The organism is Pseudomonas rhizozeae (assembly GCF_031583775.1).
Lineage (GTDB): Bacteria > Pseudomonadota > Gammaproteobacteria > Pseudomonadales > Pseudomonadaceae > Aquipseudomonas.
Genome location: NZ_JAVLSB010000021.1, coordinates 668,844 through 694,302 on the forward strand (window position 1 = coordinate 668,844; position 25,459 = coordinate 694,302).

Annotated in this window: 29 protein-coding genes; 11 read left to right on the forward strand and 18 right to left on the reverse strand. The window is 59.9% G+C overall.

The window, feature by feature from the left end; all coding sequences use genetic code 11:
* Window positions 1-125: 125 nt before the first annotated feature.
* Window positions 126-773, forward strand: a complete 648-nt coding sequence (locus tag RG836_RS07385; RefSeq protein WP_310844408.1) for a phosphatase domain-containing protein — start codon at window positions 126-128, stop codon at window positions 771-773.
* A 29-nt stretch (window positions 774-802) separates the two neighbouring features.
* Here the strand turns inward: RG836_RS07385 and RG836_RS07390 are convergent, their stop codons facing one another.
* Both RG836_RS07390 and prlC read right to left on the reverse strand, forming a co-directional pair.
* Window positions 803-1,090, reverse strand: coding sequence for a YheV family putative zinc ribbon protein (locus RG836_RS07390; protein ID WP_310844409.1), 288 nt, complete (start codon window positions 1,088-1,090; stop codon window positions 803-805).
* Window positions 1,087-3,138 (reverse strand): oligopeptidase A, encoded by a 2,052-nt coding sequence (gene prlC, locus RG836_RS07395; RefSeq protein WP_310844410.1) that lies wholly within the window; start codon window positions 3,136-3,138, stop codon window positions 1,087-1,089. The genes RG836_RS07390 and prlC overlap by 4 nt, the downstream gene beginning before the upstream one ends.
* Before the next feature lie 111 nt (window positions 3,139-3,249).
* On the opposite strand from prlC, the gene RG836_RS07400 reads away from it, so the two are divergent.
* Together RG836_RS07400 and RG836_RS07405 are read left to right on the forward strand one after the other, a co-directional pair.
* The gene (locus tag RG836_RS07400; RefSeq protein ID WP_310844411.1) at window positions 3,250-3,795 is read left to right on the forward strand and encodes a gamma carbonic anhydrase family protein; all 546 of its coding nucleotides are present in this window, start codon (window positions 3,250-3,252) and stop codon (window positions 3,793-3,795) included.
* Between the two features lie 29 nt (window positions 3,796-3,824).
* The gene (locus tag RG836_RS07405) at window positions 3,825-4,475 is read left to right on the forward strand and encodes an HAD family hydrolase (RefSeq protein WP_310844412.1); all 651 of its coding nucleotides are present in this window, start codon (window positions 3,825-3,827) and stop codon (window positions 4,473-4,475) included.
* Window positions 4,476-4,579: 104 nt separating this feature from the next.
* Here RG836_RS07405 and RG836_RS07410 read toward each other — a convergent pair whose 3' ends face one another.
* Complete coding sequence (locus RG836_RS07410; protein ID WP_310844413.1) at window positions 4,580-5,656, reverse strand: aminopeptidase; 1,077 nt, start codon at window positions 5,654-5,656, stop codon at window positions 4,580-4,582.
* Window positions 5,657-5,715: 59 nt separating this feature from the next.
* Between RG836_RS07410 and RG836_RS07415 the strand changes: the two genes are divergently transcribed.
* On the forward strand, window positions 5,716-6,132 hold the full coding sequence (locus RG836_RS07415; RefSeq protein WP_310844414.1) for a PA0061/PA0062 family lipoprotein: 417 nt from the start codon (window positions 5,716-5,718) through the stop codon (window positions 6,130-6,132).
* 40 nt (window positions 6,133-6,172) lie between these two features.
* Window positions 6,173-6,595, forward strand: coding sequence for a PA0061/PA0062 family lipoprotein (locus RG836_RS07420; protein ID WP_409078055.1), 423 nt, complete (start codon window positions 6,173-6,175; stop codon window positions 6,593-6,595).
* 6 nt (window positions 6,596-6,601) lie between these two features.
* Here the strand turns inward: RG836_RS07420 and RG836_RS07425 are convergent, their stop codons facing one another.
* Together RG836_RS07425 and RG836_RS07430 are read right to left on the reverse strand one after the other, a co-directional pair.
* Window positions 6,602-6,841 carry a DUF1161 domain-containing protein gene (locus tag RG836_RS07425; RefSeq protein WP_310844415.1) on the reverse strand — a complete coding sequence of 80 codons (240 nt, stop codon included), beginning with the start codon at window positions 6,839-6,841 and terminating at the stop codon, window positions 6,602-6,604.
* Between the two features lie 141 nt (window positions 6,842-6,982).
* Window positions 6,983-7,414: an OsmC family protein gene (locus tag RG836_RS07430; RefSeq protein WP_310844416.1), complete on the reverse strand. Its 432-nt coding sequence runs from the start codon at window positions 7,412-7,414 to the stop codon at window positions 6,983-6,985.
* Window positions 7,415-7,659: 245 nt separating this feature from the next.
* Between RG836_RS07430 and RG836_RS07435 the strand changes: the two genes are divergently transcribed.
* Window positions 7,660-8,661 carry an LLM class flavin-dependent oxidoreductase gene (locus RG836_RS07435; protein WP_310844418.1) on the forward strand — a complete coding sequence of 334 codons (1,002 nt, stop codon included), beginning with the start codon at window positions 7,660-7,662 and terminating at the stop codon, window positions 8,659-8,661.
* Between the two features lie 68 nt (window positions 8,662-8,729).
* Here the strand turns inward: RG836_RS07435 and RG836_RS07440 are convergent, their stop codons facing one another.
* Both RG836_RS07440 and RG836_RS07445 read right to left on the reverse strand, forming a co-directional pair.
* Window positions 8,730-8,954 carry a DUF1161 domain-containing protein gene (locus RG836_RS07440; RefSeq protein ID WP_310844419.1) on the reverse strand — a complete coding sequence of 75 codons (225 nt, stop codon included), beginning with the start codon at window positions 8,952-8,954 and terminating at the stop codon, window positions 8,730-8,732.
* 130 nt (window positions 8,955-9,084) lie between these two features.
* Entirely contained in the window at window positions 9,085-9,300 is a 216-nt protein-coding gene (locus RG836_RS07445) for a dodecin (protein ID WP_310844420.1), read from the reverse strand.
* A 154-nt stretch (window positions 9,301-9,454) separates the two neighbouring features.
* On the opposite strand from RG836_RS07445, the gene RG836_RS07450 reads away from it, so the two are divergent.
* Window positions 9,455-9,778, forward strand: coding sequence for an ElaB/YgaM/YqjD family protein (locus tag RG836_RS07450; RefSeq protein WP_310844421.1), 324 nt, complete (start codon window positions 9,455-9,457; stop codon window positions 9,776-9,778).
* Here RG836_RS07450 and RG836_RS07455 read toward each other — a convergent pair.
* A complete protein-coding gene (locus tag RG836_RS07455; protein WP_310844422.1) occupies window positions 9,775-10,668 on the reverse strand; it encodes a LysR family transcriptional regulator in 894 nt (297 codons plus the stop codon). The two genes, RG836_RS07450 and RG836_RS07455, sit on opposite strands and share 4 nt — an antisense overlap.
* Window positions 10,669-10,780: 112 nt before the next feature.
* Between RG836_RS07455 and trpB the strand changes: the two genes are divergently transcribed.
* Window positions 10,781-12,016, forward strand: coding sequence for a tryptophan synthase subunit beta (gene trpB / locus RG836_RS07460; RefSeq protein WP_310844423.1), 1,236 nt, complete (start codon window positions 10,781-10,783; stop codon window positions 12,014-12,016).
* A complete protein-coding gene (trpA, locus tag RG836_RS07465) occupies window positions 12,016-12,828 on the forward strand; it encodes a tryptophan synthase subunit alpha (protein ID WP_310844424.1) in 813 nt (270 codons plus the stop codon). The genes trpB and trpA overlap by 1 nt, the downstream gene beginning before the upstream one ends.
* A 111-nt stretch (window positions 12,829-12,939) precedes the next feature.
* On the opposite strand, the gene RG836_RS07470 is transcribed toward trpA, so the two are convergent.
* From RG836_RS07470 to RG836_RS07515, 10 genes are all read right to left on the reverse strand, one after another.
* Entirely contained in the window at window positions 12,940-14,901 is a 1,962-nt protein-coding gene (locus RG836_RS07470; RefSeq protein WP_310844425.1) for a DUF7844 domain-containing protein, read from the reverse strand.
* Window positions 14,898-15,218, reverse strand: coding sequence for a DUF2388 domain-containing protein (locus tag RG836_RS07475; protein ID WP_310844426.1), 321 nt, complete (start codon window positions 15,216-15,218; stop codon window positions 14,898-14,900). The genes RG836_RS07470 and RG836_RS07475 overlap by 4 nt, the downstream gene beginning before the upstream one ends.
* A 27-nt stretch (window positions 15,219-15,245) precedes the next feature.
* A complete protein-coding gene (locus RG836_RS07480; protein ID WP_310844427.1) occupies window positions 15,246-15,554 on the reverse strand; it encodes a DUF2388 domain-containing protein in 309 nt (102 codons plus the stop codon).
* A 92-nt stretch (window positions 15,555-15,646) separates the two neighbouring features.
* Complete coding sequence (locus tag RG836_RS07485) at window positions 15,647-15,964, reverse strand: DUF2388 domain-containing protein (protein ID WP_310844428.1); 318 nt, start codon at window positions 15,962-15,964, stop codon at window positions 15,647-15,649.
* A gap of 344 nt (window positions 15,965-16,308) precedes the next feature.
* Window positions 16,309-16,524 (reverse strand): DUF1127 domain-containing protein, encoded by a 216-nt coding sequence (locus RG836_RS07490; RefSeq protein ID WP_310844429.1) that lies wholly within the window; start codon window positions 16,522-16,524, stop codon window positions 16,309-16,311.
* Window positions 16,525-16,843: 319 nt separating this feature from the next.
* Complete coding sequence (locus RG836_RS07495; RefSeq protein ID WP_310844430.1) at window positions 16,844-18,337, reverse strand: acetyl-CoA hydrolase/transferase family protein; 1,494 nt, start codon at window positions 18,335-18,337, stop codon at window positions 16,844-16,846.
* Window positions 18,338-18,548: 211 nt separating this feature from the next.
* Window positions 18,549-19,985, reverse strand: coding sequence for an NAD(P)(+) transhydrogenase (Re/Si-specific) subunit beta (locus tag RG836_RS07500; protein ID WP_310844431.1), 1,437 nt, complete (start codon window positions 19,983-19,985; stop codon window positions 18,549-18,551).
* Window positions 19,985-20,308, reverse strand: a complete 324-nt coding sequence (locus tag RG836_RS07505; RefSeq protein ID WP_016978856.1) for an NAD(P) transhydrogenase subunit alpha part 2 — start codon at window positions 20,306-20,308, stop codon at window positions 19,985-19,987. The genes RG836_RS07500 and RG836_RS07505 overlap by 1 nt, the downstream gene beginning before the upstream one ends.
* 15 nt (window positions 20,309-20,323) lie before the next feature.
* Window positions 20,324-21,445: a Re/Si-specific NAD(P)(+) transhydrogenase subunit alpha gene (locus RG836_RS07510; RefSeq protein WP_310844432.1), complete on the reverse strand. Its 1,122-nt coding sequence runs from the start codon at window positions 21,443-21,445 to the stop codon at window positions 20,324-20,326.
* 434 nt (window positions 21,446-21,879) lie between these two features.
* Entirely contained in the window at window positions 21,880-22,779 is a 900-nt protein-coding gene (locus tag RG836_RS07515) for a LysR family transcriptional regulator (protein WP_310844433.1), read from the reverse strand.
* Window positions 22,780-22,936: 157 nt separating this feature from the next.
* On the opposite strand from RG836_RS07515, the gene RG836_RS07520 reads away from it, so the two are divergent.
* Together RG836_RS07520 and RG836_RS07525 are read left to right on the forward strand one after the other, a co-directional pair.
* Window positions 22,937-24,118 (forward strand): acyl-CoA dehydrogenase, encoded by a 1,182-nt coding sequence (locus tag RG836_RS07520; RefSeq protein WP_310844434.1) that lies wholly within the window; start codon window positions 22,937-22,939, stop codon window positions 24,116-24,118.
* 13 nt (window positions 24,119-24,131) lie between these two features.
* Entirely contained in the window at window positions 24,132-25,352 is a 1,221-nt protein-coding gene (locus RG836_RS07525) for a CaiB/BaiF CoA transferase family protein (RefSeq protein ID WP_310844435.1), read from the forward strand.
* Window positions 25,353-25,459: the final 107 nt, after the last annotated feature.

A 25,459-nucleotide genomic window follows, 5' to 3' on the forward strand; every position in this document is an offset into this window, starting at 1 on the left:
TCGACCATTGGCGGATGCCGCGCGGCGGGGCGACGCTTCACGATTATTTGACACGCGCATTACAGCGCTTTGACTGCCCTGAAGCGAAGCTGTGCATCCATTCCCCGTGCAGTGTCACTCAAAGCATGTTTCCCATCCGTTGTTTCCGGTTGTTCCTGCCGCTGCTGCTGACATATCTGACGGGCGCCGCAGCCTATGCGGACGAGCCGACGCCGGTTCGCCCCAACGAATGGGCGCAGCTGGTGGAGTCCCGCTACAACCTCTATCAGATGTCCCCGACCCTCTACCGCAGCGCGTTACCGGATCGCGGTGCGCTGCCGTTACTGGAAAAACTCAAGGTCGGCACAGTCATCACCTTCTTGCCCAAGTCGGACGTGCCGTGGCTTTCGACCCCCGAGATCAAGCAAGTGCAACTGCCCTATCGCACCAGTCGCGTCGATGACAGCCAGGTGCTGGCCGCCTTGCGGGCGATCCAGGCGGCCGAAAGCCAGGGGCCGGTGCTGATGCACTGTGAGCACGGCTCTGACCGCACCGGGTTAATGGCGGCGATGTATCGGGTGGTGGTGCAGGGGTGGAGCAAGGAGGATGCGCTGAGCGAGATGACCGAGGGCGGCTTCGGCGACAGCCAGCACTTCAAGGATGGCGTGCGCTACATGATGCGCGCCGATGTCGAGAAGCTGCGCCTGGCATTGGCCAATGGTGATTGCAGCACCAGTGTATTCGCCATGTGCTCGATGCAGAGCTGGTTCAACACCGCCACCACGTCACAGTAGCGGCGGTATCGAGCCACGAAGGCCTGGGATCAGTGCAGGTCTTCGGGTTTTTTCTTCAGTTTCGGGTTGGGGAAGAACTGCACCGCTTGCACCTTGGCATCCGGCACTTTGAGCGCCGCGGTATTGACTCGCGTGCCCAATTCCTTGGGCACGGACAGACCTTGCTCATTCAGCGTGTCGGAATAACCGCACGCGACGCATTCGCGGTGCGGGACATCGTCTTCGCTCCACATCATCAGTCGGTCCGGCTCGCTGCACGCCGGGCAAACTGCCCCGGCGATAAAGCGTCTTTTCGTGATCACAGGTGCCTCACTCATGCTGCCGCGTCCTCACTCAGGCCGCTGTGACGCAAGAGTGCGTCAATCGAAGGCTCACGGCCACGGAAGTCGACGAACAGCACCATCGGTTGCTGGGAGCCGCCGCGCGCCAGGATCGCTTCGCGGAAGGCGCGGCCGGTCTCGGCGTTGAGCACGCCGTCTTCTTCAAACTTGGAGAAGGCATCGGCCGACAGCACTTCCGCCCATTTGTAGCTGTAATAACCGGCCGCATAACCGCCGGCAAAAATGTGGGCGAAACTGTTCGGGAAGCGGTTGTAGGCCGGCGGACGCATCACCGACACCTCGTTGCGCACGCCTTCCAGCACCTGCGCGACGCTACGGCCATCGCCATGGGTGGCGTGCAGTTCGAAGTCGAATAGCGAGAATTCGATCTGGCGCACCATCATCAGGCCGGAATGGAAATTCTTCGCCGCGAGCATTTTCTCCAGCAGGTCCTGCGGCAGCGGTTCGCCGGTTTCGTAGTGACCGGAAATCAGTGCCAGGCCTTCCGGCTCCCAGCACCAGTTTTCCATGAACTGACTTGGCAACTCGACCGCATCCCACGCCACGCCATTGATGCCCGACACGCCGGCATGCTCGACTCGGGTCAGCAGGTGATGCAGGCCATGGCCGAATTCATGGAACAGGGTGGTCACTTCGTCGTGGGTCAGCAACGCCGGTTTGCCGCTGTCGGCGGGGGTGAAGTTGCACACCAGATTGGCCACCGGGCTTTGCAGCACGCCGTTGGCGGTGCGGCGACGGTCGCGAGCGCCGTCCATCCACGCACCGCCACGCTTGTTGGCGCGGGCGTAGAGGTCGAAGAAGAAGCGGCCGACGTGCTGGCCGTTTTCCTTGATTTCAAACAGGCGAACGTCCGGGTGCCAGGTGTCGAAGCCTTTCTGCTCGGCGATCTCGATGCCGTACAGGCGCTGGACGATGGCGAACAGGCCGCTCAACACTTTGTCGATCGGGAAGTAGGCGCGCAGGGTTTCCTGGGCGACGCTGTAACGCTGTTCGCGGAGTTTTTCCCCGTAGAAACCGCTGTCCCAGCTTTGCAGGTCCGCGCAGCCTTGTTCGGCGGCGAAGGCCTTGAGCTGTTCAAGGTCCTGGGCGGCGAAAGGCTTGCTGCGCTTGGCGAGGTCGCGCAGGAAACTCAGCACTTGGTCGCTGGACTCGGCCATTTTGGTGGCCAGGCTCAGTTCGGAAAAACTGCCGAAGCCGAGCAGCTTGGCCAGTTCCTGGCGCAGGTCGAGAATCTCTTCCATCACCGGGCCGTTATCGTTCTGGCCGGCGTTCGGGCCCTGGTCCGAGGCGCGAGTGCAGTAGGCGGCGTAGAGTTCTTCGCGCAGCGCGCGATCCTCAGCGTAGGTCATCACCGCGTAATAGCTGGGGAATTCCAGGGTGATCAGCCAGCCTTCGAGGCCTTTGGCCTGGGCAGCGGCGGCGATTTGCGCCTTGGCCGAGTCGGTCAGCCCGGCGAGGGCGGCTTCGTTGGTGATATGTTTGGTCCAGGCCTGGGTCGCGTCGAGCAATTGATTGCTGAAGCGGCTGCCCAGTTCGGAAAGTTTGCTTTGCACTTCGGCATAGCGCTTCTGCTCGGCTTCCGGCAGGTCGATACCCGACAAACGGAAGTCACGCAGGGAATGTTCCAGGATAGTTTTTTGCGCCACGTCGAAATGGGCGGCTTCGGGGCTGTTGGCCAAGGCTTCGAAGGCCTGGAACAGTTCGCGGTTCTGCCCCATCTCGGTGGAATACGCGCTCAACGCCGGCAGGCAGGCCTCGTAGGCTTCGCGCAATTCAGCGCTGTTGCACACGGCATTGAGGTGGCTGACCGGGCTCCAGGCAGCGCCCAGGCGATCATTGAGTTCATCCATCGCCAGCACCAGGCCGGCCCAGGTAGGGTGTTGGCCTTGGGTCTTGAGGAGCTCGGCAATCGCGGCGCGGTTGTCGGCGAGGATCTGTTCAATGGCCGGTTGCACGTGTTCGGCACGGATCGCCGAGAACGGCGGCAGGTCGTAGGACTGCAGAAGCGGGTTGTTCGCGCTCACGGTGGGCACCTTGGCTGTAGAAACTGTAAGAACATAGATGGGGCCATCTTAATTACAATCAACGGCCACCGCAGCTATCAGCCGCTATCGAAAACAGAGAGAGAGCCTATCGTGTCCCTTCGCAAGTACCAGAACCACGCCCCCGTGCTCGCCCCGGGCGCCTTTGTCGACGGCTCCGCGGTGGTGATCGGCGACGTTGAAATCGGCGAAAACAGCTCGGTCTGGCCGTTGACCGTGATCCGTGGCGACATGCACCGCATCCGCATTGGCCAGCGCACCAGCGTGCAGGATGGCTGCGTGCTGCATATCACCCACGCCGGGCCGTTCAACCCGGACGGCTACCCGCTGCTGATCGGCGACGACGTGACCATTGCCCACAAAGTGATGCTGCACGGCTGCAGCGTCGGCAATCGTGTGCTGATCGGCATGGGCAGTATTGTGATGGACGGTGCGGTGGTGCACGACGACGTGATCATCGGCGCCGGCAGCCTGGTGCCGCCGGGCAAGCAATTGGACAGCGGCTTTCTGTACGTCGGCAGCCCGGTGAAACAGATCCGGCCGCTGACCGACAAGGAAAAAGCCTTTTTCACTTACAGCGCGGCGAATTACGTGAAGCTCAAGGACCTGCATCTGGCTGAAGGCTACGACCAGGCTTGACCCTTTCCCACATTCGCCCAGGACTTTTCATGCATTACCAGACCGTTTTGTTCGACCTCGATGGCACCCTCACCGACCCCCGGGAGGGCATTACCCGCTCGATCCAGTTCGCGCTGAACAAACTGGATATCGATGAGCCGGACTTGAGCAAACTCGAACCTTTCATCGGCCCGCCGCTATTGCAGGCCTTTATGCAGTTTTATGGTTTCGACGAGGCCAAGGCCTGGCAAGCGGTAAATTTTTATCGCGAGCGCTTCAAGGTCACCGGCCTCTATGAAAACCGCGTGTTCGAGGGCGTCACCCCGCTGCTGGAGACCCTCGCAGGCCAAGGACGACAGTTGTACATCGCCACGTCCAAGCCCTGGGTGTTCGCCCGGGAAATCGCCCGGCACTTTGATTTCGCCAAACACTTCAAAGTGATCTACGGCAGCGAACTGGACGGCACGCGGACCAACAAGGTCGAGCTGATTGCGCACTTGATGGCGGAAGAAGGCCTGGACCCGGCCACAACCTTGATGATCGGCGATCGCAAACACGATCTGATCGGCGCGCGCAGCAACGGCCTGGACGCGGCGGCGGTGGGTTATGGGTTTGGCAGTTTTGAAGAATTGACGGCCGAGGCGCCGGCTTATCACTTTGAAACGCTGGATGAGTTGCATCAGGCGTTTATGCGGACATAGCTTTTGTGGCGAGGGAGCTTGCTCCCGCTCGACTGCGCAGCAGTCGCAAAATCTCCTGAGGACCGCTTCGCGGCCCAGCGGGAGCAAGCTCCCTCGCCACAGGGTTACCGCTCAGTCAGTTGACTCAGCAACGCTTTACGCTTTTCTACTGGCAATTTTCCGAGCCGCTCCACCTCGGCATAAAACCTCAACCAATCCCCATCCACCTGCTTGAACAACGCCGCAAACGCCGGCACCCACTGGTCATACAGCCCAAACGGCAGCAATCGCGCATTGTTCATCGGCGCATTGACCCAGGCGTCGTAACGCTTGTCGCCTGCCCACTGCCGATCGCGCATCTGCCGATATTCACTGCGTAGCCGCTCGAATTCCGCTGCTTTGCGCTCGCGCAGCTGCTGCGCCGGAAACGGCTGAGCGTAGAGCTTCTCCAACCGAGTGCGGGTATCGAGTATCAGTTGAATGAACTGGTCGCGTTGCCGCGACTGAGCGTTAGTGTCCGGCGGCAAGCCGCGAAACGCCCGCCATTGTCGGGTGCCTTCCTGCTCGACGAAGGTGGCGAAGGATTCGTTGAACTCGGTGTCGTCTTTCACATACACACGCTGGTGCGCCAGTTCGTGGAATATCAGCGTCGCCAGCCGCTCATCGCCCCAGCCCATCATCGAATTCATGATCGGGTCGTTGAACCAGCCGAGGGTCGAGTACGCCTCGACGCCGCCGATCGACACGTCCATGCCCTTCAACCGTTGCAACGCCGCTTCACCCCGCGCGGCACCCTGGCTGTAGTAACCGCGATAGGCCACGCACCCGGCGATCGGGAAACAGTGGTTAATGGGCTTTAGGGAAAACTCCTCGGTGGCGAACACATTCCACACCACGTAAGGCCGGCCGATGTCGGCGTACAGGCGATAGCTTTGGTTGTCGGGCAGGTGCAGGTGATCGCTGGCAAAGGCGCGGGCCTGTTGCGATTGGGTCAGATGCTGACGCAGCGTCGCATCGCGTTGCGGGTCGGCGATTACCTGTGAAACGGGCTCCCGTGCCCGCAACAACTGCCATTGGCCGCTGGCCAATTGGCTGTAGTAGCTGACGCTGGCGCAACCGTTGAGTAACAAAAACAACACACTCGGAAACAAAACGCGCAAAACGCGATCAAGTAACCCAGGGCTTGGAAGCGGCCTGATCACATCGAAACATCCTTGGACAGTCTGCCCGCAAGACTATCCCGCCTGACTGGAGCTCCGCTATGCGCACGTTACTGCTCACTGGAGGCCTGCTGATGCTGGCCGGATGTGCCGGCCTGCCCGACCCCGACCCGGCACAAGCCTGGATTGACCTCGACCCCCACCCCGATGAAAGCAATCTGCAAGCGCTGCAGGTCGATGCCAACACCTCACGGGACCGGCGATATTTCGAAGTCCAGCCAGGGAGCCATGAGTTGACGGTGCGCTACCAGTTCGCGGTGCAACCGACCAATATCGGTCCGGATGCCGCTCCGCTGTGGCGCGATTGCCAACTGAATGTGAAATTCAAGGACTTCAATGCCGGCCAGCGATACCAACTGCAAGCCGGGAATATCGGCTTCCGGCCGTGGGCCCGGCTTTACGATCAGCAACGCAATGTGATTGGCCAAGGTCAGCCGGCCGGCTGTCAGCGCAGTTGATCAGCGGTATGCTGAGCATCCTTTGCGTAGGGAACCGATGATGATCAAGTGGTGCGCGGTGTTAGTGGCAACCGTGGCGGTGGCGGGTTGCACCAGTCCCATGCCGGCGGTGAATCCGCAGCAGGCCTGGGTCGATCTGGCCATGCCGACGCCGGGCGGCAAAGTGCTGATGGCCGAACGGCTGGATAACCAGCGTTTGCCCGATGGCCGTTACTTCCAGGTGACCCCGGGCAGCCATGAGCTGACGGTGCGTTTCGATTTCGAGATATTCGGCGGCGGTATCGGGCTGCTCAACGATCCACAAGAACGTCTGTGCTACATGACGCTGCGCTATGACCATTTCGAAGCGGGGCAGCGTTATCAGTTGCAAGCCCGTTCGTTGGCCTTCACTCCGAGCGCCCGGCTGTACAACGCCCAGCGTCAGATCGTGGCCGAAGAACGGCTGATCAACTGCGTGCCGTGATGTCGGTCAGCGGTCGTTTTTCTGGTAGATGATGGCTTTGGTGCCGTTGTCGCAAGTGCCGACGACCATGGCCACGTCATGTTTGTCGGCTTCTTCCTTGGACACAATTTCCAGTGTGTAGGACGGCACGGCATTGGCCTGGATCTTCACTTCGATTTCATTTTTGAGTTCTTCGCAGTCTTTGGGCGCGGCGATCGCCGAGGTGGTCAGTGCACACGCGATGAGGGCCAAGGTAAAACGTTTCATGGTGTAACTCCCTTTAATACAGCCCGAGACATGCGCTGTTTCTGCTAACCCATTCACGAGCAGGCTCGCTCCCACTTTTGATCGTTAGATCCCGTGGAAGCGAGCCTGCTCGCGAAGGCGTCCATTCTTGTCAGCGCACAATCAGCTGACCAGCGTGGCATCCAGGCTGATTTTGGCGTTCAGCACTTTGGAGACCGGGCAGCCTTCCTTGGCCTTGGTGCTCAGTTCTTCGAACTGTTCTTGAGTGGCGCCCGGGATTTTCGCCTTGAGGATCAGGTGCACCGCGGTGATCGCAAAACCACCTTCCACTTGATCCAGGGTGACTTCGGCGTTGGTGTCGATGCTGTCAGCCTTGAGGCCGGCACCGTCGAGAATCATCGAGAACGCCATGGAGAAGCAACCCGCGTGGGCTGCGCCGATCAGTTCTTCCGGGTTGGTGCCTTTGCCGCCTTCGAAGCGTGCCTTGAAGCCATACGGGGCTTCTCGCAGGACGCCGGTTTCGGTGGAGATCGAACCAATGCCGGTCTTCAGGTCACCTTCCCAATGAGCCGATGCTTTTTTGACAATAGCCATGCTGCCTCCTCAAGAGTCGACGCGAAAGGCCGCGCCTTCGTGGTTTTTGCTTGCTAAGGGTTCTGAGGATAGATGGTCTGACAAAGTTCACCCGGTCGGATTGATCGGCTTTTTCGGTAGGCATTTTCGTGGCTGCTATTGAAACTCGGGTATATGCCCACATTGCATGAAACAGGCTTATTGAAATCGGCAGGTTTTCGCTCGCGAGAACAAACCTGCGGACCCCTAATTGGAGAAGCAGGCTCATGACACGATTGTCCGATGTGAAATATTCCACTCTTGATCTCGTGCCCGTGCGCGAAAACGGCAGCCCGGCGCAATCGCTGCGCAATTCCCTGGACTTGGCCCAGCATGTGGAAAAACTCGGCTACACCCGGTTCTGGGTGGCGGAGCACCACAACATGGACGGCATCGCCAGTTCCGCGACCTCAGTGTTGCTGGGCTATCTGGCCGGCGGTACCTCAAGCATCCGTGTCGGCTCTGGCGGTGTAATGCTGCCCAACCATGCGCCTTTGGTGATCGCCGAACAGTTCGGCACCCTCGAAAGCTTGTACCCCGGCCGCATCGACCTGGGCCTGGGCCGCGCGCCCGGCTCCGACCAAATGACCGCCCGCGCCTTGCGCCGTGAGCGTTCCGGCAGCGCTGACGACTTCCCTGAAGACGTCGCCGAGCTGATGCGTTACCTCGGCCCGCGCACCCCGGACCAGCGAGTGATCGCCATGCCCGGCAGCAACACCAACGTACCGGTGTGGTTATTGGGCTCGAGCCTGTTCAGCGCGCAACTGGCCGGTGAGCGCGGTTTGCCCTACGCCTTCGCCTCACATTTCGCACCGCGCTACATGCACGAGGCGATTCGCATCTACCGCAATCACTTCAAGCCGTCAGCCGTGCTCGATAAACCCTATGTGATGCTCGGCGTTCCGCTGGTGGCCGCCGACACCGATGAGCAGGCCGAATACCTGGCCACCTCGGTCTATCAGCGGATTCTTGCGCTGATGCGCGGGCAGAGCCTGGTGCAGCGTCCGCCGGTAAAAACCATGGACGGCCTGTGGCTACCCCACGAAAAACAAGCAGTGGGCGATTTCCTCGGCCTGGCGATGGTCGGCAGCCCGGAAAAAATCCGCGCCAAGCTCGACGTCCTAATCGAGCAAACCGGCGCCGATGAGCTGATCTTTACCTGTGACCTGTATGAACACGCCGATCGGCTGCATTCTTACGAGTTGCTGGCGCAGGTTATGAAAGGCTGACGCCGGGACGCAGCGCAAAAAAAACCGACGCCCAGGCGTCGGTTTTCTTTAAGTACCAGCGCGAGGCATTAGCCGCGGGTATAGACAATTTCCTTTTCGCCACCCTCACACGTGCCAACGACTTTTCCTTCAGTCGACGCGCCTTTATCGACGATTTCCAGCGAATAACCCGCCACACCTTTGGCGTCGAGTTTCGCGGCGATTTCACTTTTCAGTTCTTCGCATGGCTTGCCGTCTGCGAGCGCGGTGCCCGCCAAGCTCAACAATCCTATTGCTAGCATCAACTTTTTCATCGGTCGCTTTCCCTGATCGGATTAACAGCGCAAGGGCATGCAGCGTGAAGCGGGATGCCCTCACCTTGTAGCGCATTGCCATTCCTTATGGCATTGCGCCAGCGCGCAAGTTCAGATCAGTTGTCCGCTCTCAGCTGCTCGCTATGCGGAACCCGACTTTCAGCGTGACCTGGAAGTGCGCCGCCCGGCCGTTCTCGATGTGCCCGCGTGTCTCGGTCACTTCAAACCATTCCAGGTGCTTGAGGCTTTTGCTGGCCTCGGCCAGGGCGTTATTGATGGCTTCCTCGATACTGGTTGGGGACGAGCCGACCAGCTCGACTTTTTTGTAGGTGTGGTGGTCAGTCATAGCGTTCTCCTTGGGTTTGATTTACAGCCTAGCAGTGATTTTTCTCATTGCTTCTGGCGGTCAATCCAAGGGGAAAGTTCAGAATTACTGCACTTTCTCAGATGGCCGAAGTCCCAACCAACACACGCTACTCAACCCATGAAGGAGAGCCACCATGGCCAACACGTCATTACGCAAAGCCTCGTTGCAAAGCATGGAAGCGGAGATTGAAAGTCTGCTCAAGTCCCTTGAAAGCCTGAAGGACGACGCCTCGGACGAGTCGCGCAAAACCCTCAAGGCGCTGAAAAGCAACGCCGAGAGCGCGCTCAAGCATTCCCGTCATCTGCTCAGCGACGCTTACGAAGAAGTCAAAGTCAAAACCCGCGAAACCGGGATCGCCACTCGCGATTACGCGCAGGATCATCCTTGGACCACCGCAGGCGTTGCCGTTGGCGCGCTGGGCTTGCTGGCCGCTTACCTGCTCTTCAAACGCGATTAATTCGCTTGGCGCAGCTCATGTTTGAGCCACTGCGCCAATTGCCGAGCGCGCCCGTCCGCGGCGCGTTTGGGCAGCCATAACGCCAGTTGCGCCGGGGTTTGGCAAAAACCCCACGGCGCAACCAGGCGTCCGGCCTTCAAGTCCTCCGCCACCAACGGTTCCGGAGCAATCGCCACACCCAGTCCGGCGACTGCGGCTTCCAGTAAATAATACAAATGTTCAAAACCCTGACCGTACTTCAACGCCTTGGCGTCGAGGCCGCTTTGCTGTGCCCAGGTCGGCCAAGCTTGCGGGCGTGAAGTGGTGTGCAGCAAAGGTTCGCCCAGCAGCGCTTTATCCGAGGCATCCTGCAGTGCAGGGTAGCTGGCGTATCGCGGGCTCAACACCGGGCCGATCCGTTCGCTGGCCAGCTCATACACTTGCATGTCTGCGGGCCATGGCGGTTTCGCGAACACCAGCAAGGCGTCCAATCCTGGTCGGCGAGGATCGAGATCACCTTCGCCAGCAGATAAATGCAGCCGTAAGTCGGGCAAATCAGCATTCAGGCGTCCCAGCCGCGGGATGAACCAGCGCGCCAGCAGGCTGCCGGAGCAGCCCAGCACGAAGGGCGCGTCGGCGGAGCTGTGCGACAGCTCGGCACAGACACTGCGCAAGCGCTCGAACGCATCGGCGCTGGCGTCGCGCAAACGGACGCCGGCATCTGTGAGTTTAAGGCCGCGTCCCTCCTTGCTGAATAACGCGATGCCCAGGTGCTCTTCCAGCACTTTGAGCTGCCGGCTGACTGCGCCGTGGGTCACGTGCAGCTGTTCCGCAGCCTGACTGACGCTATTCAGGCGAGCGGTGGCTTCAAAGGCCCGGAGGGCGTTGAGCGGAGGAAGGTCGCGGCTCATGGTATCTGTGAGTTTTCCTGACAGGTTGCGGCGATCTTATCGGTTTTCACACTGGGATGTCAGGGGTAGAGTGAACGCCATTGTCATCTCACGCACTCACCTGGAGCGACCCATGACCCAGACTAATCTGCGCAGCGGCCCCGACACCAACGGCTTGTTCGGTGCGTTCGGCGGCCGTTACGTCGCTGAAACCCTGATGCCGTTGATCCTCGACTTGGCCCGCGAATACGAACTGGCCAAGGAAGATCCGGCATTCAAAGAAGAATTGGCTTACTTCCAGCGTGACTATGTCGGACGTCCGAGCCCGTTGTATTACGCCGAACGCCTCACCGAGTTCTGCGGTGGTGCGAAGATTTACCTCAAGCGCGAAGAGCTGAACCACACCGGCGCGCACAAGATCAACAACTGCATCGGCCAGATCCTGCTGGCGCGGCGCATGGGCAAGAAACGCATCATCGCCGAGACCGGCGCCGGCATGCACGGTGTGGCCACCGCCACCGTTGCCGCGCGTTTTGGTCTGGACTGCGTGATCTACATGGGCACCACCGACATTGAGCGTCAGCAAGCCAACGTGTTCCGGATGAAGCTGTTGGGCGCCGAGGTGATCCCGGTGGTTGCCGGCACCGGCACGCTAAAGGACGCGATGAACGAAGCCTTGCGTGACTGGGTAACGAATGTCGACAGCACCTTCTATCTGATTGGTACCGTGGCCGGGCCGCACCCTTATCCGGCGATGGTTCGCGACTTCCAGGCGGTCATCGGCAAGGAAACCCGTGACCAGTTGCAAGCCCAGGAAGGTCGTCTGCCGGACAGCCTGGTGGCGTGCATTGGTGGTGGTTCCAACGCCATGGGCCTGTTCCACCCGTTCCTCGATGACAAGAGCGTCGAGATTATCGGCGTGGAAGCGGCCGGCCATGGTATTGAAACCGGCAAGCACGCGGCCAGCCTGAATGGCGGCGTACCGGGCGTGCTGCACGGCAACCGGACCTTCCTGTTGCAGGACGACGACGGCCAGATCATCGACGCACACTCGATTTCCGCCGGCCTCGATTACCCGGGCATCGGTCCTGAGCACGCCTGGTTGCACGACATCGGCCGGGTGCAATACACCTCGGTCACCGACGACGAAGCGCTCGATGCCTTCCACAAATGCTGCCGTCTGGAAGGGATCATTCCGGCCCTGGAAAGCGCGCATGCGTTGGCTGAAGTGTTCAAACGCGCACCGACGCTGCCGAAAGATCACCTGATGGTGGTCAACCTGTCGGGCCGTGGCGATAAAGACATGCAAACCGTGATGCACCATATGGAGCACTCTTTACAAATGCCGTCCAAGCAGGAGAAACACTGATGAGCCGCCTGCAAACGCGTTTTGCTGAACTCAAGCAACAGAACCGTGCTGCCCTGGTGACTTTCGTCACCGCTGGCGACCCGAGCTATGACACCTCGCTGGCTATCCTCAAGGGCTTGCCCGACGCGGGTGCCGATGTGATCGAGTTGGGCATGCCGTTCACCGACCCGATGGCGGATGGCCCGGCGATCCAACTGGCCAACATTCGTGCCTTGGGCGCCAAGCAAAACCTGGCAAAAACCCTGCAGATGGTCCGTGAGTTCCGCGAAGGCAATAGCGACACGCCGCTGGTGCTGATGGGTTACTTCAACCCGATCCACATGTACGGCGTGGCGCGTTTCATCGCGGATGCCAAAGAAGCCGGCGTCGATGGCCTGATCGTAGTCGACATGCCGCCGGAACATAACGGCGAACTGTGCGACCCGGCGCAAGCCGCGGGCCTGGATTTCATCCGCCTGACCACCCCGACCACCGATGACGCGCGCCTGCCGACGGTGCTCAACGGCAGCTCGGGTTTCGTGTACTACGTGTCGGTGGCTGGCGTGACAGGAGCCGGTGCGGCCACCCTGGAACACGTCGAAGAGGCGGTCACTCGTCTGCGTCGTCACACCGATTTGCCGATCAGCATTGGTTTCGGCATTCGTACCCCGGAGCAAGCGGCATCTATTGCGCGCCTGGCGGATGGTGTGGTGGTGGGCTCGGCACTGATCGATCACATCGCCGACGCGGCCACGCCTGAGCAGGCCATTGACGGTGTCCTGAGCCTCTGCGCGGCGCTGGCAGATGGCGTGCGTAAGGCCCGGGTCAGCTGAGGGTAAGTGCTGCGAGCGCCTGGAGATCGGACGTCGTGCTGGCATCGTCCACGAAATTCTGACGGGGTTTTGTAGGGATCAAAAAAGCCTCTCACTGTTGAGAGGCTTTTTTTATGGCAATTCGAGTCCGCCGGCCGCTTTGTGCAAGGCCCGCAGATGCTCGCCGATTTGCCTGATGTTGTTTTCGTTGGCGGTAATCTCGGCGGCGCGGTCGGGATCGAGCAAGGCACGTACTTCCTTGTCCAGGTCGCCGGTCAACGACTGCAACTGCTTCTGGCGCAGCGCGCTTTCCGATTCCAGGCGTTGCCATTCATTCGGTTGCGGCAGTCCGTAGCCACCGATGTCGAGCAACTCCGCCGGGCGACTGAGAAAGCCACTGTTGTCGAGGATTTGCCGCAGCGTTGCGTTGGCTCTGTCCATGCCGCCGTTGGTCAATTCCCGCGCACCGAGGTAGCGCTGCTTCACTTCGTCCTGAGCCAGCAACAACTGCCGGCGATAACTCGCCTGCTCCAGCAGTAACAGGGCGGCGCTGGTGCGCAGATCGGCTTGGGCGAACCACGGCCGACGTTGCTCGGCTGTCAGCGACAACCAGTCTTCCACCGTCTCTTGCTTGATCGGCAAGTGCTTCTTCAACACCTCGAACATCGCCTGGTAGCGATCGCGGAAGGAGTCGAAGCGGTAACCCAGGCGTAGCGCTTCGCGAGGATCGTCCAGCACGCTGGTATCCGCCAGGTCTCGGCCCTTGAGCACTTCCAGCAAGCCGTTGGGCATGATGCTGTCGAGGCCGGTTAATTTCGGATTATCGCTGCCGCTGCGCAACAATTTCAGGCCTTCCACCGCGCAATTGTTGGACAGGAAGAAATAGTTGCCGTCGTAGCTCCAGTGCATTTCGGCGGCGTGCTCGACGACATCCTCGATCTCGGTGCGCGACAATTTCAGCGGTACCGAGGCCAGGCTGCGCAATTCAGTCTTGGTGTATTCATCGATCACTTGCGCCAGCGGCAACACGAACAGGCGCGACGGATATTTGCCCACCAGACCGTCCCAGCTCGACAACTGCACGTCACCGACGAAGGCGCGATAGGACAGCACCAAGTGCTGATCGAGGTCGAGGCGGCAATCCGGCCCGCGTGGCCGGCCCGGGGCGCAGATCACCAGGCGCAACATGCTGTGGCCCCAGCGGCTGACCCAGTTCTGATTGGCCTCGGCCAGCAGGTAATCAACGGCGTAGACACGTTCCGGATCGATCTGCCCCAGCGGTGTCTTGGCGAAGTCATTGCCGGCATTGAGAAACGCGAAGGTCTTGGCGCAGGCATCCTTCGCCGGTGGAGCCCAGCCAAAATGCGCTTTGTAGTAACGGTACAGCGCGGGACGGCGACAGGCGTAGCTCGGGTCCAGCAGGAAATACTCCATGTTGACCGCGACGAATTCCTTCGGGCTGCTGGTCTCGTAGATGTCAGGGCTGCGGGCAATCTGCCGGTTGTGTTGCTCGCGCTCACCCCGGCGCCCGACATATTGCGGCCAGCCGGCGAGGTCGAGCAGGCGCGGGTCGTCGCTGAGGGTGAAGCGTCGATTGGTCTGGCCGCGGCACTCGTCGGGAATGCCGATCAACCCGGCACTGTTGTTGCGCCGAGTGCAACGCTGGATCAGCGTGCGCTCGGGGGCGGGCCACAGGCGAGAACGGTCGTAGATATGGGTGAGTTCGTGCAGCACCGTGGCGAGCATTTCCCGGCGCACGGTGCCGTGAGGGCGATAGGTTTTCTCAGTTGCGGCGCTGCCGTCGGTGAGGCTGTCCAGCAGCTTGCGATTGAGGTCCAGCTCGGACACCAGCGACGCTTGGCCGTAGGCGTTGCTCGGCATGTTGTCGGTCCAGCCGACATCGATACGTCGATCCAATTGCTCGATGAAGTGTGGCGGCAAAGCCCGCATCGCCTCGTCGAGCAATGCCTGGCTAGCCTGCTGTTGCGCCGGGCTCAAACCATCGGTTTTTAGCTGCAAACGCAAACTGGCCGAGGCCGTGTTGCCGATCAGCAACATGACCCCGCCCAGTAGCCAGGCAGTTAAGGACCTCACAGGGCGAGAATGGCTTCTGCGAGGACCTGATCGCTGGCGTCGCGGGCTTCGGGCACGCGGGTACGCAAGGTGTTGAAGGCGGCTTCCAGATTAGCACCGCGGATATCACCGTCACTGGCGACGAAGCTCGCGGCGTCGTCATGGGCTTCCCGAACGATTTTCGAGTCGCGAATGGAGGTGGTGGTGTCCGAGGTGAAATCGATGGTGCGTTGGGAAGCACGAACGATGATGTTACTGGTGGCTACCAGGGTTTGCGCCTGAGCCACGTCGGCCAGTAAGAACAGGCCAAGGGCGGCAGCAATCAGCGGGCTACGCATGGAACGACTCCGGAGGAACGATGATAGCTATTGGACGAGAATTGCCTGCGCCAGTTCAAGGTCGCTGGCACGAAGTTTTGGCTGGGTCTGGCGCAAGTACATCAGTGCTGATTCCAGCCGAGCGCCTCGCAGTTGGCCGTCACTGGCAATGAACGCGGCGGCGTCATCCTGGGCCGCGACCAGCAGTTTATGATCGAAGGGCGCGGAGGTCACCAGGCTTGTGGCGTAACCACTCATGACCGTGCCTTGAGTGATGGCATCAACGGCATTCGCCGAGGCCATCCAGCAGGCGCCGGTCAGTAACGAAAAAATAAGCGTATATCGTTGAAAAAGCATGGGGCTCGATTGCTGCAAACGAGCCCCAAGGCTAGCGTAATGCCCGGTCTAGAGCCAGCGTGGAAACATGAAGACTCTTTTATTGCCGGTGATCAGATCGTCAGGATCGCCTGCGCCAGTTGCGCATCGCTGGCTTGTAGCTGAGGTGCCTGGTGGCGGATGTGGTCGAGTGCGCTTTCGAGTTTCACGCCGCGGATCGCGCCTTCGCTGGCCACGAAACTCGCGGCATCATCGCGGGCGGCCAGTACAACCTTGTCGTCGCGGAACGATGAGGTCACATCGGAGGTGGCATCGGAACTGGATTTCAGCGCGCCGACCACAGCGTCGGTGGTCACGATGAAACTAGTGGCATGGGCGTTGGCGGCCAGTGCAAACAGGGCGGCAGCGCTGAGCAGACGAAGACGGGACATAGGGGTGACTCCTTAATAAGCCGAAAAAACGGCACTGCACTCTGGATGGTGTCTGGATCAGACGCGCGCATAGCGGCAATCGCCACGTTGCGTTGGATATTAGGCTGTGATCGGGCGATTTGCACAGTCGTGGCTTTTGGCCGGTTATTGCGCGTGCTGCGCCAACTGTACTGCTCTAAAATAATCTCAACGAAACTGTGCCTGCCTTAGATAAGTCACTGTTTTTACCATGAGTGAGACAGTCGAAAACGACAAAGCCCGTCGTGGTTTCCCACGACGGGCTCTGTTTTTTCAATTTGGGATGCTGGCGGTGGACCCAGTGGGTCAGGGCCAGCGACGCTAAATTAGCGCCAGAACGGCTTGCTCAGCTCTTCGAAGCGTTGTGCTTCGCTGATCCCGGCGTCAGCCAGCAGACGCGAATCCAGACGAGCCAATTGGTGACGGCTGGAGATGCGGCGCTGCCACAACATCAGGTTGGCGAATGCGCGAAGAGGCAGGGAGGCCTGGGTTTTTGCCGCAGTGTTTTCGAAGAACAGGTCGGAACTGAGTGTACGTTCCATGGTTGACATCCTTCCGCTTATGGCGGGATTAGGTAGTGGTTTAACTGGTGCCCATATTCCTCTTGTTGCGCCAGTCTCTCTAGATACAGTTCACCTGTATTGTGAGGGACCAGTTAACTGTTAATAGGCGGTGTACTGGTCGAAATCGGGGCAACTGTACCTATATGCACCGTTTCAGTGCTTTTATGGCGTTTTCGGATCAGAGTGCAGGCTTTTACGGTAGGAAATGACCAGTACAGCAGTACAGTTTGTGACGGAATAGGCGATGACTGACCGCAGCCGAGGAAACTGTATCGCCCTCAGCTGCTCTGTTTTGTTTTCAGCCGGCCAGCATGCGGCCCGTGTCTTCGAGGTTCATGTGCCAGCGCAGGGCATCCCGCAGGATATGCGGGGTGTGTCCCCCCAGAGCGCAAGCCGCAGTAAAGTAGTCATCGAGGGCTTGCCGATAGTCCGGATGGACGCAGTTATCGATGATCACCCGAGCCCGTTCGCGAGGTGCCAGGCCTCGCAGATCCGCCAAGCCAATTTCGGTGACGAGGATGTCAACATCGTGCTCGGTGTGGTCCACGTGGCTGACCATCGGCACCACACTGGAAATCGCGCCGCCCTTGGCGATTGACTTGGTCACGAATACCGCCAAGTGTGCATTGCGCGCGAAATCCCCCGAGCCGCCGATCCCGTTCATCATCCGCGTGCCGCAAACGTGCGTCGAATTGACGTTGCCGTAGATATCGAATTCCAGCGCGGTGTTGATGCCGATAATGCCCAAGCGCCGCACCACTTCTGGATGGTTGGAGATCTCCTGCGGGCGCAGCACCAGCTTGTCCTTGTAGCGCTCAAGGTTGCCAAAGACATCCGCGTTGCGTCGGCTCGACAGGGTGATCGAACTGCCGGAGGCGAAGCTCAGCTTGCCGGCGTCGATCAGGTCGAACGTCGAATCCTGCAACACCTCGGAATACATGGTCAGGTCTTCGAACGGTGAGTCAATCAGCCCGCACATCACCGAGTTGGCAATGCTGCCAATGCCGGCCTGCAGCGGGCCGAGCGTGTTGGTCATGCGCCCGGCCGCCACTTCTTGCTTGAAGAAGCCGATCAAATGGTCGGCGATGGCCTGGGTGTCGATATCCGGCGGCAGTACCGTCGAAGGCGAGTCGGATTGCTGGGTAATCACAATGGCAACGATTTTCTCCGCGGGAATCGGGATCGCGGTGCTGCCAATGCGGTCATCGACGCTGGTCAGCGGAATCGGCGTACGCGTCGGGCGGTAGGTAGGGATATAAATGTCATGCAGGCCTTCGAGATTGGCGTTATGCGCCAGGTTGATCTCGACGATCACCTGCTTGGCGAAAATCGCGAAGCTCGCCGAGTTGCCGACTGAGGTAGTGGGCACGATATGCCCCTGCTCCGTGATCGCCACGGCTTCGATGACGGCGATATCCGGCAGCTTCAGTTGCTGGTTGCGCAGTTGCTCGACGGTTTCCGACAGGTGCTGATCAATGAACATCACCTCGCCAGCGTTGATCGCCTTGCGCAGCGTGCTGTCGACCTGGAACGGCATGCGCCGGGCCAGCACGCCGGCCTCGGTCAGCTGTTTATCGAGATCGTTGCCCAGGCTGGCGCCGGTCATCAGGCTGATTTTCATGGGCGTGACCTTCGCGCGCTCGGCCAGTGCGTGGGGCACGGCTTTAGCTTCGCCGGCGCGGGTGAAGCCGCTCATGCCGACGGTCATGCCGTCCTCAATCAGTGCGGCAGCCTCGGCGGCGCTCATCACCTTATCCAACAACGAAGGCAAGCGAATACGGTCACGGTACATGGATTGTTATCTCGGGCACGGGTACAGGAAGCGCAGTCTAGTGAATCGCTACGGTTGGCGTCCCACGACCAAGGTCGAATTCGAGGCTTCTATTCCGGGGCTTGCAGACAAAACACCATTACCGGATCGGTAATAACAACGCGTTGATTTCAGTCAATCGGACAAACAAAAACGCCCCGACGAGTCGGGGCGTTATACGTTGCCGTCCGTGTTACTCGACGGCTTTGACCATATCTTCGATGACTTTCTTGGCGTCGCCAAACACCATCATGGTCTTGTCCAGGTAGAACAATTCGTTGTCCAGGCCGGCATAGCCGCTGGCCATTGAGCGCTTGTTGACGATGATGGTCTTGGCCTTGAACGCTTCCAGAATCGGCATGCCGGCGATCGGCGATTTCGGATCGTTCTTGGCGGCCGGGTTAACCACGTCGTTGGCGCCGAGCACCAGCACCACGTCGGCCTGGCCGAACTCGGAGTTGATGTCTTCCATCTCGAACACCTGGTCGTAAGGCACTTCGGCTTCGGCCAGCAGCACGTTCATGTGGCCAGGCATCCGGCCGGCCACTGGGTGAATCGCGTACTTCACAGTCACGCCGCGATGGGTCAGTTTTTCGGTCAGCTCCTTGAGTGCGTGCTGCGCTCGCGCCACTGCCAAGCCGTAGCCCGGGACGATGATCACGGTGTCGGCGTTGGTCAGCAGGAACGTAGCGTCGTCCGCCGAGCCGGATTTCACCGGGCGGGCTTCCTTCGAACCGGCCGGGCCAGCCGCATCCGCGGTATTGCCGAAGCCGCCGAGCAGGACGTTGAAGAACGAGCGGTTCATCGCCTTGCACATGATGTACGACAGGATCGCACCACTCGAACCCACCAGCGAACCGGCAATAATCAGCATCGAATTGTTCAGCGAGAAACCAATGCCGGCTGCCGCCCAGCCCGAATAACTGTTGAGCATCGACACCACCACCGGCATGTCGGCGCCACCGATCGGGATGATGATGAGCACGCCAAGCACGAAGGCCAGGGCCAGCATCAGAGCGAACGCGCCGAGGCTGCCGGTCAGCATGAAGGTGATGCCCAGCGCCAGAGTGGCGAGGCCGAGGATCAGGTTCAGCTTGTGCTGGCCGCCGAATTGCACCGGCGCGCCCTGGAACAGGCGGAACTTGTATTTGCCCGAGAGCTTGCCGAAGGCAATCACCGACCCCGAGAACGTGATCGCACCGATCGCGGCGCCAAGGAACAGCTCGAGGCGGTTACCGGCCGGAATCGCATCCCCCAGTTGCTTGACGATGCCCAGGGACTGCGGCTCGACCACCGCCGCGATGGCGATGAACACTGCCGCCAGGCCGATCATGCTGTGCATGAAAGCGACCAGTTCCGGCATCTTGGTCATCTCAACCCGCTTGGCCATGATCGAACCGGCGGTGCCGCCGATCAGCAGGCCGACGATGACATAACCGATGCCTGCGGTGGCGAGCTCAGCCCCCAGCTTATAGATGAGGCCCACGGTGGTGATGATCGCCAGGCCCATGCCGAGCATGCCGAACAGGTTGCCGCGCCGCGAGGTGGTCGGGTGCGACAGGCCTTTGAGGGCCTGGATAAAGCAGATCGACGCGATCAAGTAGAGCGTCGTGACAAGGTTCATGCTCATTACTTCGGCGCCTCTTCTTTTGCGACTTTCGGGGCTTTTTTCTTGAACATCTCAAGCATGCGGCGGGTGACCAGGAAGCCACCAAACACGTTGACCGCGGCCAGGGCCACGGCGAGGGTGCCCATGGTTTTGCCCAGCGGGGTCACGGTCAGCGCTGCGGCGAGCATGGCGCCGACGATGACGATCGCGGAAATCGCATTGGTCACCGCCATCAGCGGCGTGTGCAGTGCAGGCGTAACGTTCCAGACCACGTGGTAACCGACATAAATCGCCAGCACGAAGATGATCAGGTTGTAGATACCGGGGGAGATAAGCTCTTCCATCGTCTGAATCCCTGCTTAGGCGTTTTTGCGGATGACTTGGCCGTCGCGGCACATCAGGCACGCGGCGACAATGTCGTCTTCGAGGTTGATCTCGAACTGGCCTTCCTTGGTGAAGACCAGTTTCAGGAAGTCCAGCAGGTTGCGTGCGTACAGCGCCGAAGCGTCAGCACCGACGGCGGCAGCGAGGTTGGTCGGCCCGCAAATCGTCACGCCCTGTTCGACGACCACCTGATCGGCCACGGTCAGCGGGCAGTTGCCGCCTTGGGCAGCGGCCAGGTCGATGACCACCGAGCCGGGTTTCATCTGCGCTACCGTCTCCGCGCTTAGCAGGGTTGGCGCCTTGCGGCCCGGAATCAGCGCGGTAGTGATGACGATGTCAGCTTGCTTGGCGCGTTCGTGCACGGCCAGGGCCTGGCGCTGCATCCAACTGGCGGGCATGGGCCGGGCATAGCCGCCAACGCCGACAGCGGCTTCGCGCTCTTCGTCGGTTTCGTATGGCACATCGACGAATTTCGCACCGAGGGATTCGATTTGTTCCTTCACCGCAGGGCGCACGTCCGACGCCTCGATCACCGCACCCAGGCGCTTGGCCGTGGCGATCGCTTGCAACCCAGCGACACCGGCACCGAGGATCAGCACCCGTGCCGCTTTCACGGTCCCGGCGGCGGTCATCAGCATCGGCATGAAGCGCGGATAGTGATGCGCGGCGAGCAACACGGCTTTGTAACCCGCGATGTTGGCCTGCGACGACAACACATCCAGGCTTTGCGCGCGGGAGGTGCGCGGCGCCGCTTCCAGGGCAAACGCGGTGATTCCGCGCTCGGCCAGTTTGGCGATGGTTTCGTTGCTGAACGGATTGAGCATGCCCACCAGCACAGCGCCGCTTTTGATCAGCGGCAATTCGGCGTCGCTGGGGGCGACCACTTTGAGAATAAGCTCCGCGCCAAACGCCTCGTTGGCACTGCCAATCGTGGCGCCTGCGGCTTCATAGGCACTGTCGACAACGCTGGCATTGATGCCGGCGCCGCTTTGCACAGTAACCTTATGGCCTTGGCTGATCAGCTTCTTGATGGTTTCCGGGGTAGCGGCTACCCGCGTTTCGCCCGTCTGGGTTTCGAGAGGAACACCAATGTGCACGTCAAATCTCCTGCGTGATCTTATTGAGTAAACCCAGGCACTGCGGATGGTGCGGCTGGGGCGGCCGATCAGCACGATCCCGCCAAATCTGAGGCGGGGCGCGGCATTTTGCAGGCGAACTTTGAGGCCTTCAAGGGTTTATGACAGGTGACGGAAAATTAACTACAAGTCATCCTGTGACCGAATGTCGCAACTGAACAGCGCAATCCCTTGTGGGCCGTGGTTTATAAGGATTTTGGACGGTTTTGAACAATATGCATGTTCATGACGTGAATGGCTGCCCATGAGGTCGTAATTATCGCTGCAAGCCACGTCCCTTGGCGGTTTTGGCACGTTTGTACCGCTTGGCAATACAGTTTTGTAAATGCGACATATACGTATATCTGTAGTGTTTTTGGTTTTCTGACTACGAGGTCAGCTACCTTTCGGAAGCCTTATTGCTCTAGGCTGTAGCGCTGTGCCTGGTTCACCAGCCAATCGCGAAACGCCCGTAATGACGCTGATTCGACCTTTCGTTCAGGAATCATCAGGTAATACGCCTTGATGCTGGACAGCGCACGAGAATTGGCAATGACTAAGCGTTTCTCGGCCAGCTCGCGCTGGATGAGGAACGGTGGAATCAACGCGATGCCCATGTCGTGCATGGCTGCTTGCGCCAGCATGGAGAATAGCTCGTAGCGCGGACCTGTCATGTCTCGCGGGATATTCAACTGTTCAGCGTTGAACCACTGGCGCCAGGCATAGGGTCGAGTGGTTTGCTGCAGCAGTGGTAGCTCGGCAATTTCGGCAGCTGTCAGTAGGGGCTTCTTGCCGAGTAGGGTGGGGCTACAGACAGGCATCGGATTTTCACCCATGAGCCTGTGGGATTCGGTACCGGACCAGTCCGCATCGCCGAAGTAAACGGCAGCGTCGAACTCGGTGTCGGCAAACAGGAAGGGGCGCGTACGGTTGGTCAGGTTGACCGTGACGTCCGGTTGTTGCTGCTGGAAGTCTTTCAGACGCGGCAGCAACCATTGCGTGCCAAATGTCGGCACCACGGCCAGTTCAATGACGTTCGCGCCCTGCTGGCCCATGACCGACAAGGTGTCCCGTTCAACCGCATCCAGTTGTGTAGCGACGCGCCGGCTGTAGGAAAGGCCTGCTTCCGTCAGCTTGACCCCGCGTCGGGAGCGTCGGAAAAGCTCCACGCTGAGGAACTCCTCAAGGCTGGCGATCTGTCGGCAGATGGCGCCTTGGGTGAGGGAAAGTTCCTGCGCGGCCTTGGTAAAGCTCTCGTGGCGGGCGGCGGCTTCGAAGCTGATCAGGGCGGCGGTGCTTGGGATCTTGCGGCGCATGTACGTCAACCTCACTAAAGAATCGCCTGTACAGGGCTTACACCTGTTACGGAGTGAGAAACTAGCACAACAGTATGCGAAATCCTCGTTTGCCGTCGTGCCGAACCACGCCTAGGATCAGTTCACGTTATTTGACCTGATTCGAGAGGACACACTCATGGGCGGTAAAGCGAGCTTCAACTGGATCGATCCGCTGTTGCTGGATCAGCAGCTCACTGAAGAGGAGCGCATGATCCGCGATACCGCTGCGCAGTTCGCCCAGCAGAAGCTCGCGCCGCGTGTGCTGGAAGCCTTCCGCCATGAAAAGACTGACCCGGCGATCTTCCGCGAAATGGGCGAAGTCGGCCTATTGGGTGCGACCATCCCTGAGCAGTACGGTGGTAGCGGTCTGAACTACGTGAGTTATGGCTTGATCGCGCGGGAAGTCGAGCGGGTCGATTCTGGCTACCGTTCGATGATGAGTGTGCAGTCCTCGCTGGTGATGGTGCCGATCAATGAATTCGGTACCGAGGCGCAAAAACAGAAGTACCTGCCGAAGTTGGCGTCGGGTGAATGGATTGGCTGCTTTGGTCTGACAGAGCCGAACCACGGTTCTGACCCAGGCGCGATGATTACTCGTGCACGCAAGGTTGACGGCGGCTACAGCCTGACCGGCAGCAAGATGTGGATCACCAACAGCCCGATCGCCGATGTGTTTGTCGTCTGGGGCAAGGACGACGCGGGCGACATCCGCGGCTTTGTTCTCGAGAAAGGCTGGAAAGGCCTGAGCGCCCCGGCGATCCACGGCAAGGTAGGTTTGCGTGCGTCCATCACTGGCGAGATCGTCATGGATAACGTATTTGTGCCTGAAGAGAACATTTTCCCTGACGTGCGCGGTTTGAAAGGGCCGTTTACCTGCTTGAACTCAGCGCGCTACGGTATCTCTTGGGGGGCGTTGGGCGCTGCCGAATTCTGCTGGCACACCGCGCGTCAGTACACCCTGGATCGTCAGCAGTTTGGTCGGCCATTAGCCGCGACCCAGTTGATCCAGAAGAAGCTGGCTGACATGCAAACCGAGATTACTCTCGCCCTCCAGGGCTGCTTGCGCCTGGGTCGCATGAAGGATGAAGGCACCGCAGCGGTGGAAATCACCTCGATCATGAAGCGTAATTCCTGCGGCAAGTCGCTGGACATCGCGCGCATGGCTCGCGACATGCTGGGCGGCAACGGCATCTCCGATGAATTCGGTATCGCGCGCCATCTGGTCAACCTGGAAGTGGTGAATACCTATGAGGGCACGCACGACGTCCATGCGCTGATCCTCGGTCGCGCGCAGACTGGCCTCCAGGCGTTCTATTAATAGGAGAACGGCCATGGGCGCGCTATCGCATCTACGGGTACTGGATTTATCGCGCGTGCTGGCCGGGCCTTGGTCCGGGCAGATCCTCGCTGATCTGGGCGCCGAGGTCATCAAGGTCGAGCGTCCCGGCAATGGCGATGACACACGCGCCTGGGGGCCGCCCTTCCTGAAGGATGCCTACGGCGAAAACACCAGCGAGGCCGCTTACTACTTATCGGCTAACCGTAATAAGCAATCGGTGACCATCGACTTCACCCGGCCGGAAGGGCAGAAGCTGGTGCGCGAGCTGGCGGCCAAATCCGACATCCTGATCGAGAACTTCAAGGTCGGCGGTTTAGCGGCCTATGGGCTGGACTATGAATCGCTGAAGTTGATCAATCCCAACCTGATCTACTGCTCGATCACCGGGTTCGGCCAGACCGGGCCTTACGCCAAGCGCGCCGGTTATGACTTCATGATCCAGGGGCTTGGTGGCTTGATGAGCCTCACAGGCCGGCCTGAAGGCGATGAAGGGGCGGGGCCGGTGAAGGTGGGCGTGGCCTTGACCGATATCCTGACCGGGCTCTACTCAACGGTAGCCATTTTGGCGGCGTTGGCGCATCGCGATCATGACGGCGGTGGTCAGCACATCGACATGGCATTGCTGGATGTGCAAGTCGCTTGCCTGGCTAATCAGGCCATGAACTTCCTGACCACGGGTAATGCGCCGAAGCGCATGGGCAATGCGCACCCGAATATCGTGCCGTATCAGGATTTTCCTACGGCTGACGGCGATTTCATCCTCACCGTGGGGAATGACGGGCAGTTCCGCAAATTTGCTGAGGTGGCGGGTCAGCCGCAGTGGGCGGACGATCCCCGGTTCGCCACCAATAAGCAGCGCGTGGCGAATCGTGCGCTGTTGATCCCGCTTATCCGCCAGGCGACCGTGTTCAAGACGACGTCCGAATGGGTGTCGCAGTTGGAGCTGGCGGGTGTGCCATGTGGGCCGATCAATGATTTGGCTCAGGTGTTTGCGGATCCGCAGGTGCAGTCGCGGGGGCTGGCGATAGAGCTGCCTCACGCTTTGGCGGGAAATGTCCCACAGGTGGCCAGTCCGATTCGTCTTTCCGAGACGCCGGTTGAGTATCGTAATGCGCCGCCCTTGTTGGGCGAGCATACGTTGGAAGTTTTGCAGCGAGTGCTAGGCATGGGTGCTATTGAAGTCGCAGCGTTCAAGGCTGCCGGGGTGGTGTAATAGCCGCATCTATATAGAGGGGTAACCTCCCTTCTATATAGAAGTGGCAGCCCGAATTAAGGCTTTCTGCAAGTTATTGATAGAAAGACGAAATTAAGGGTTGACGG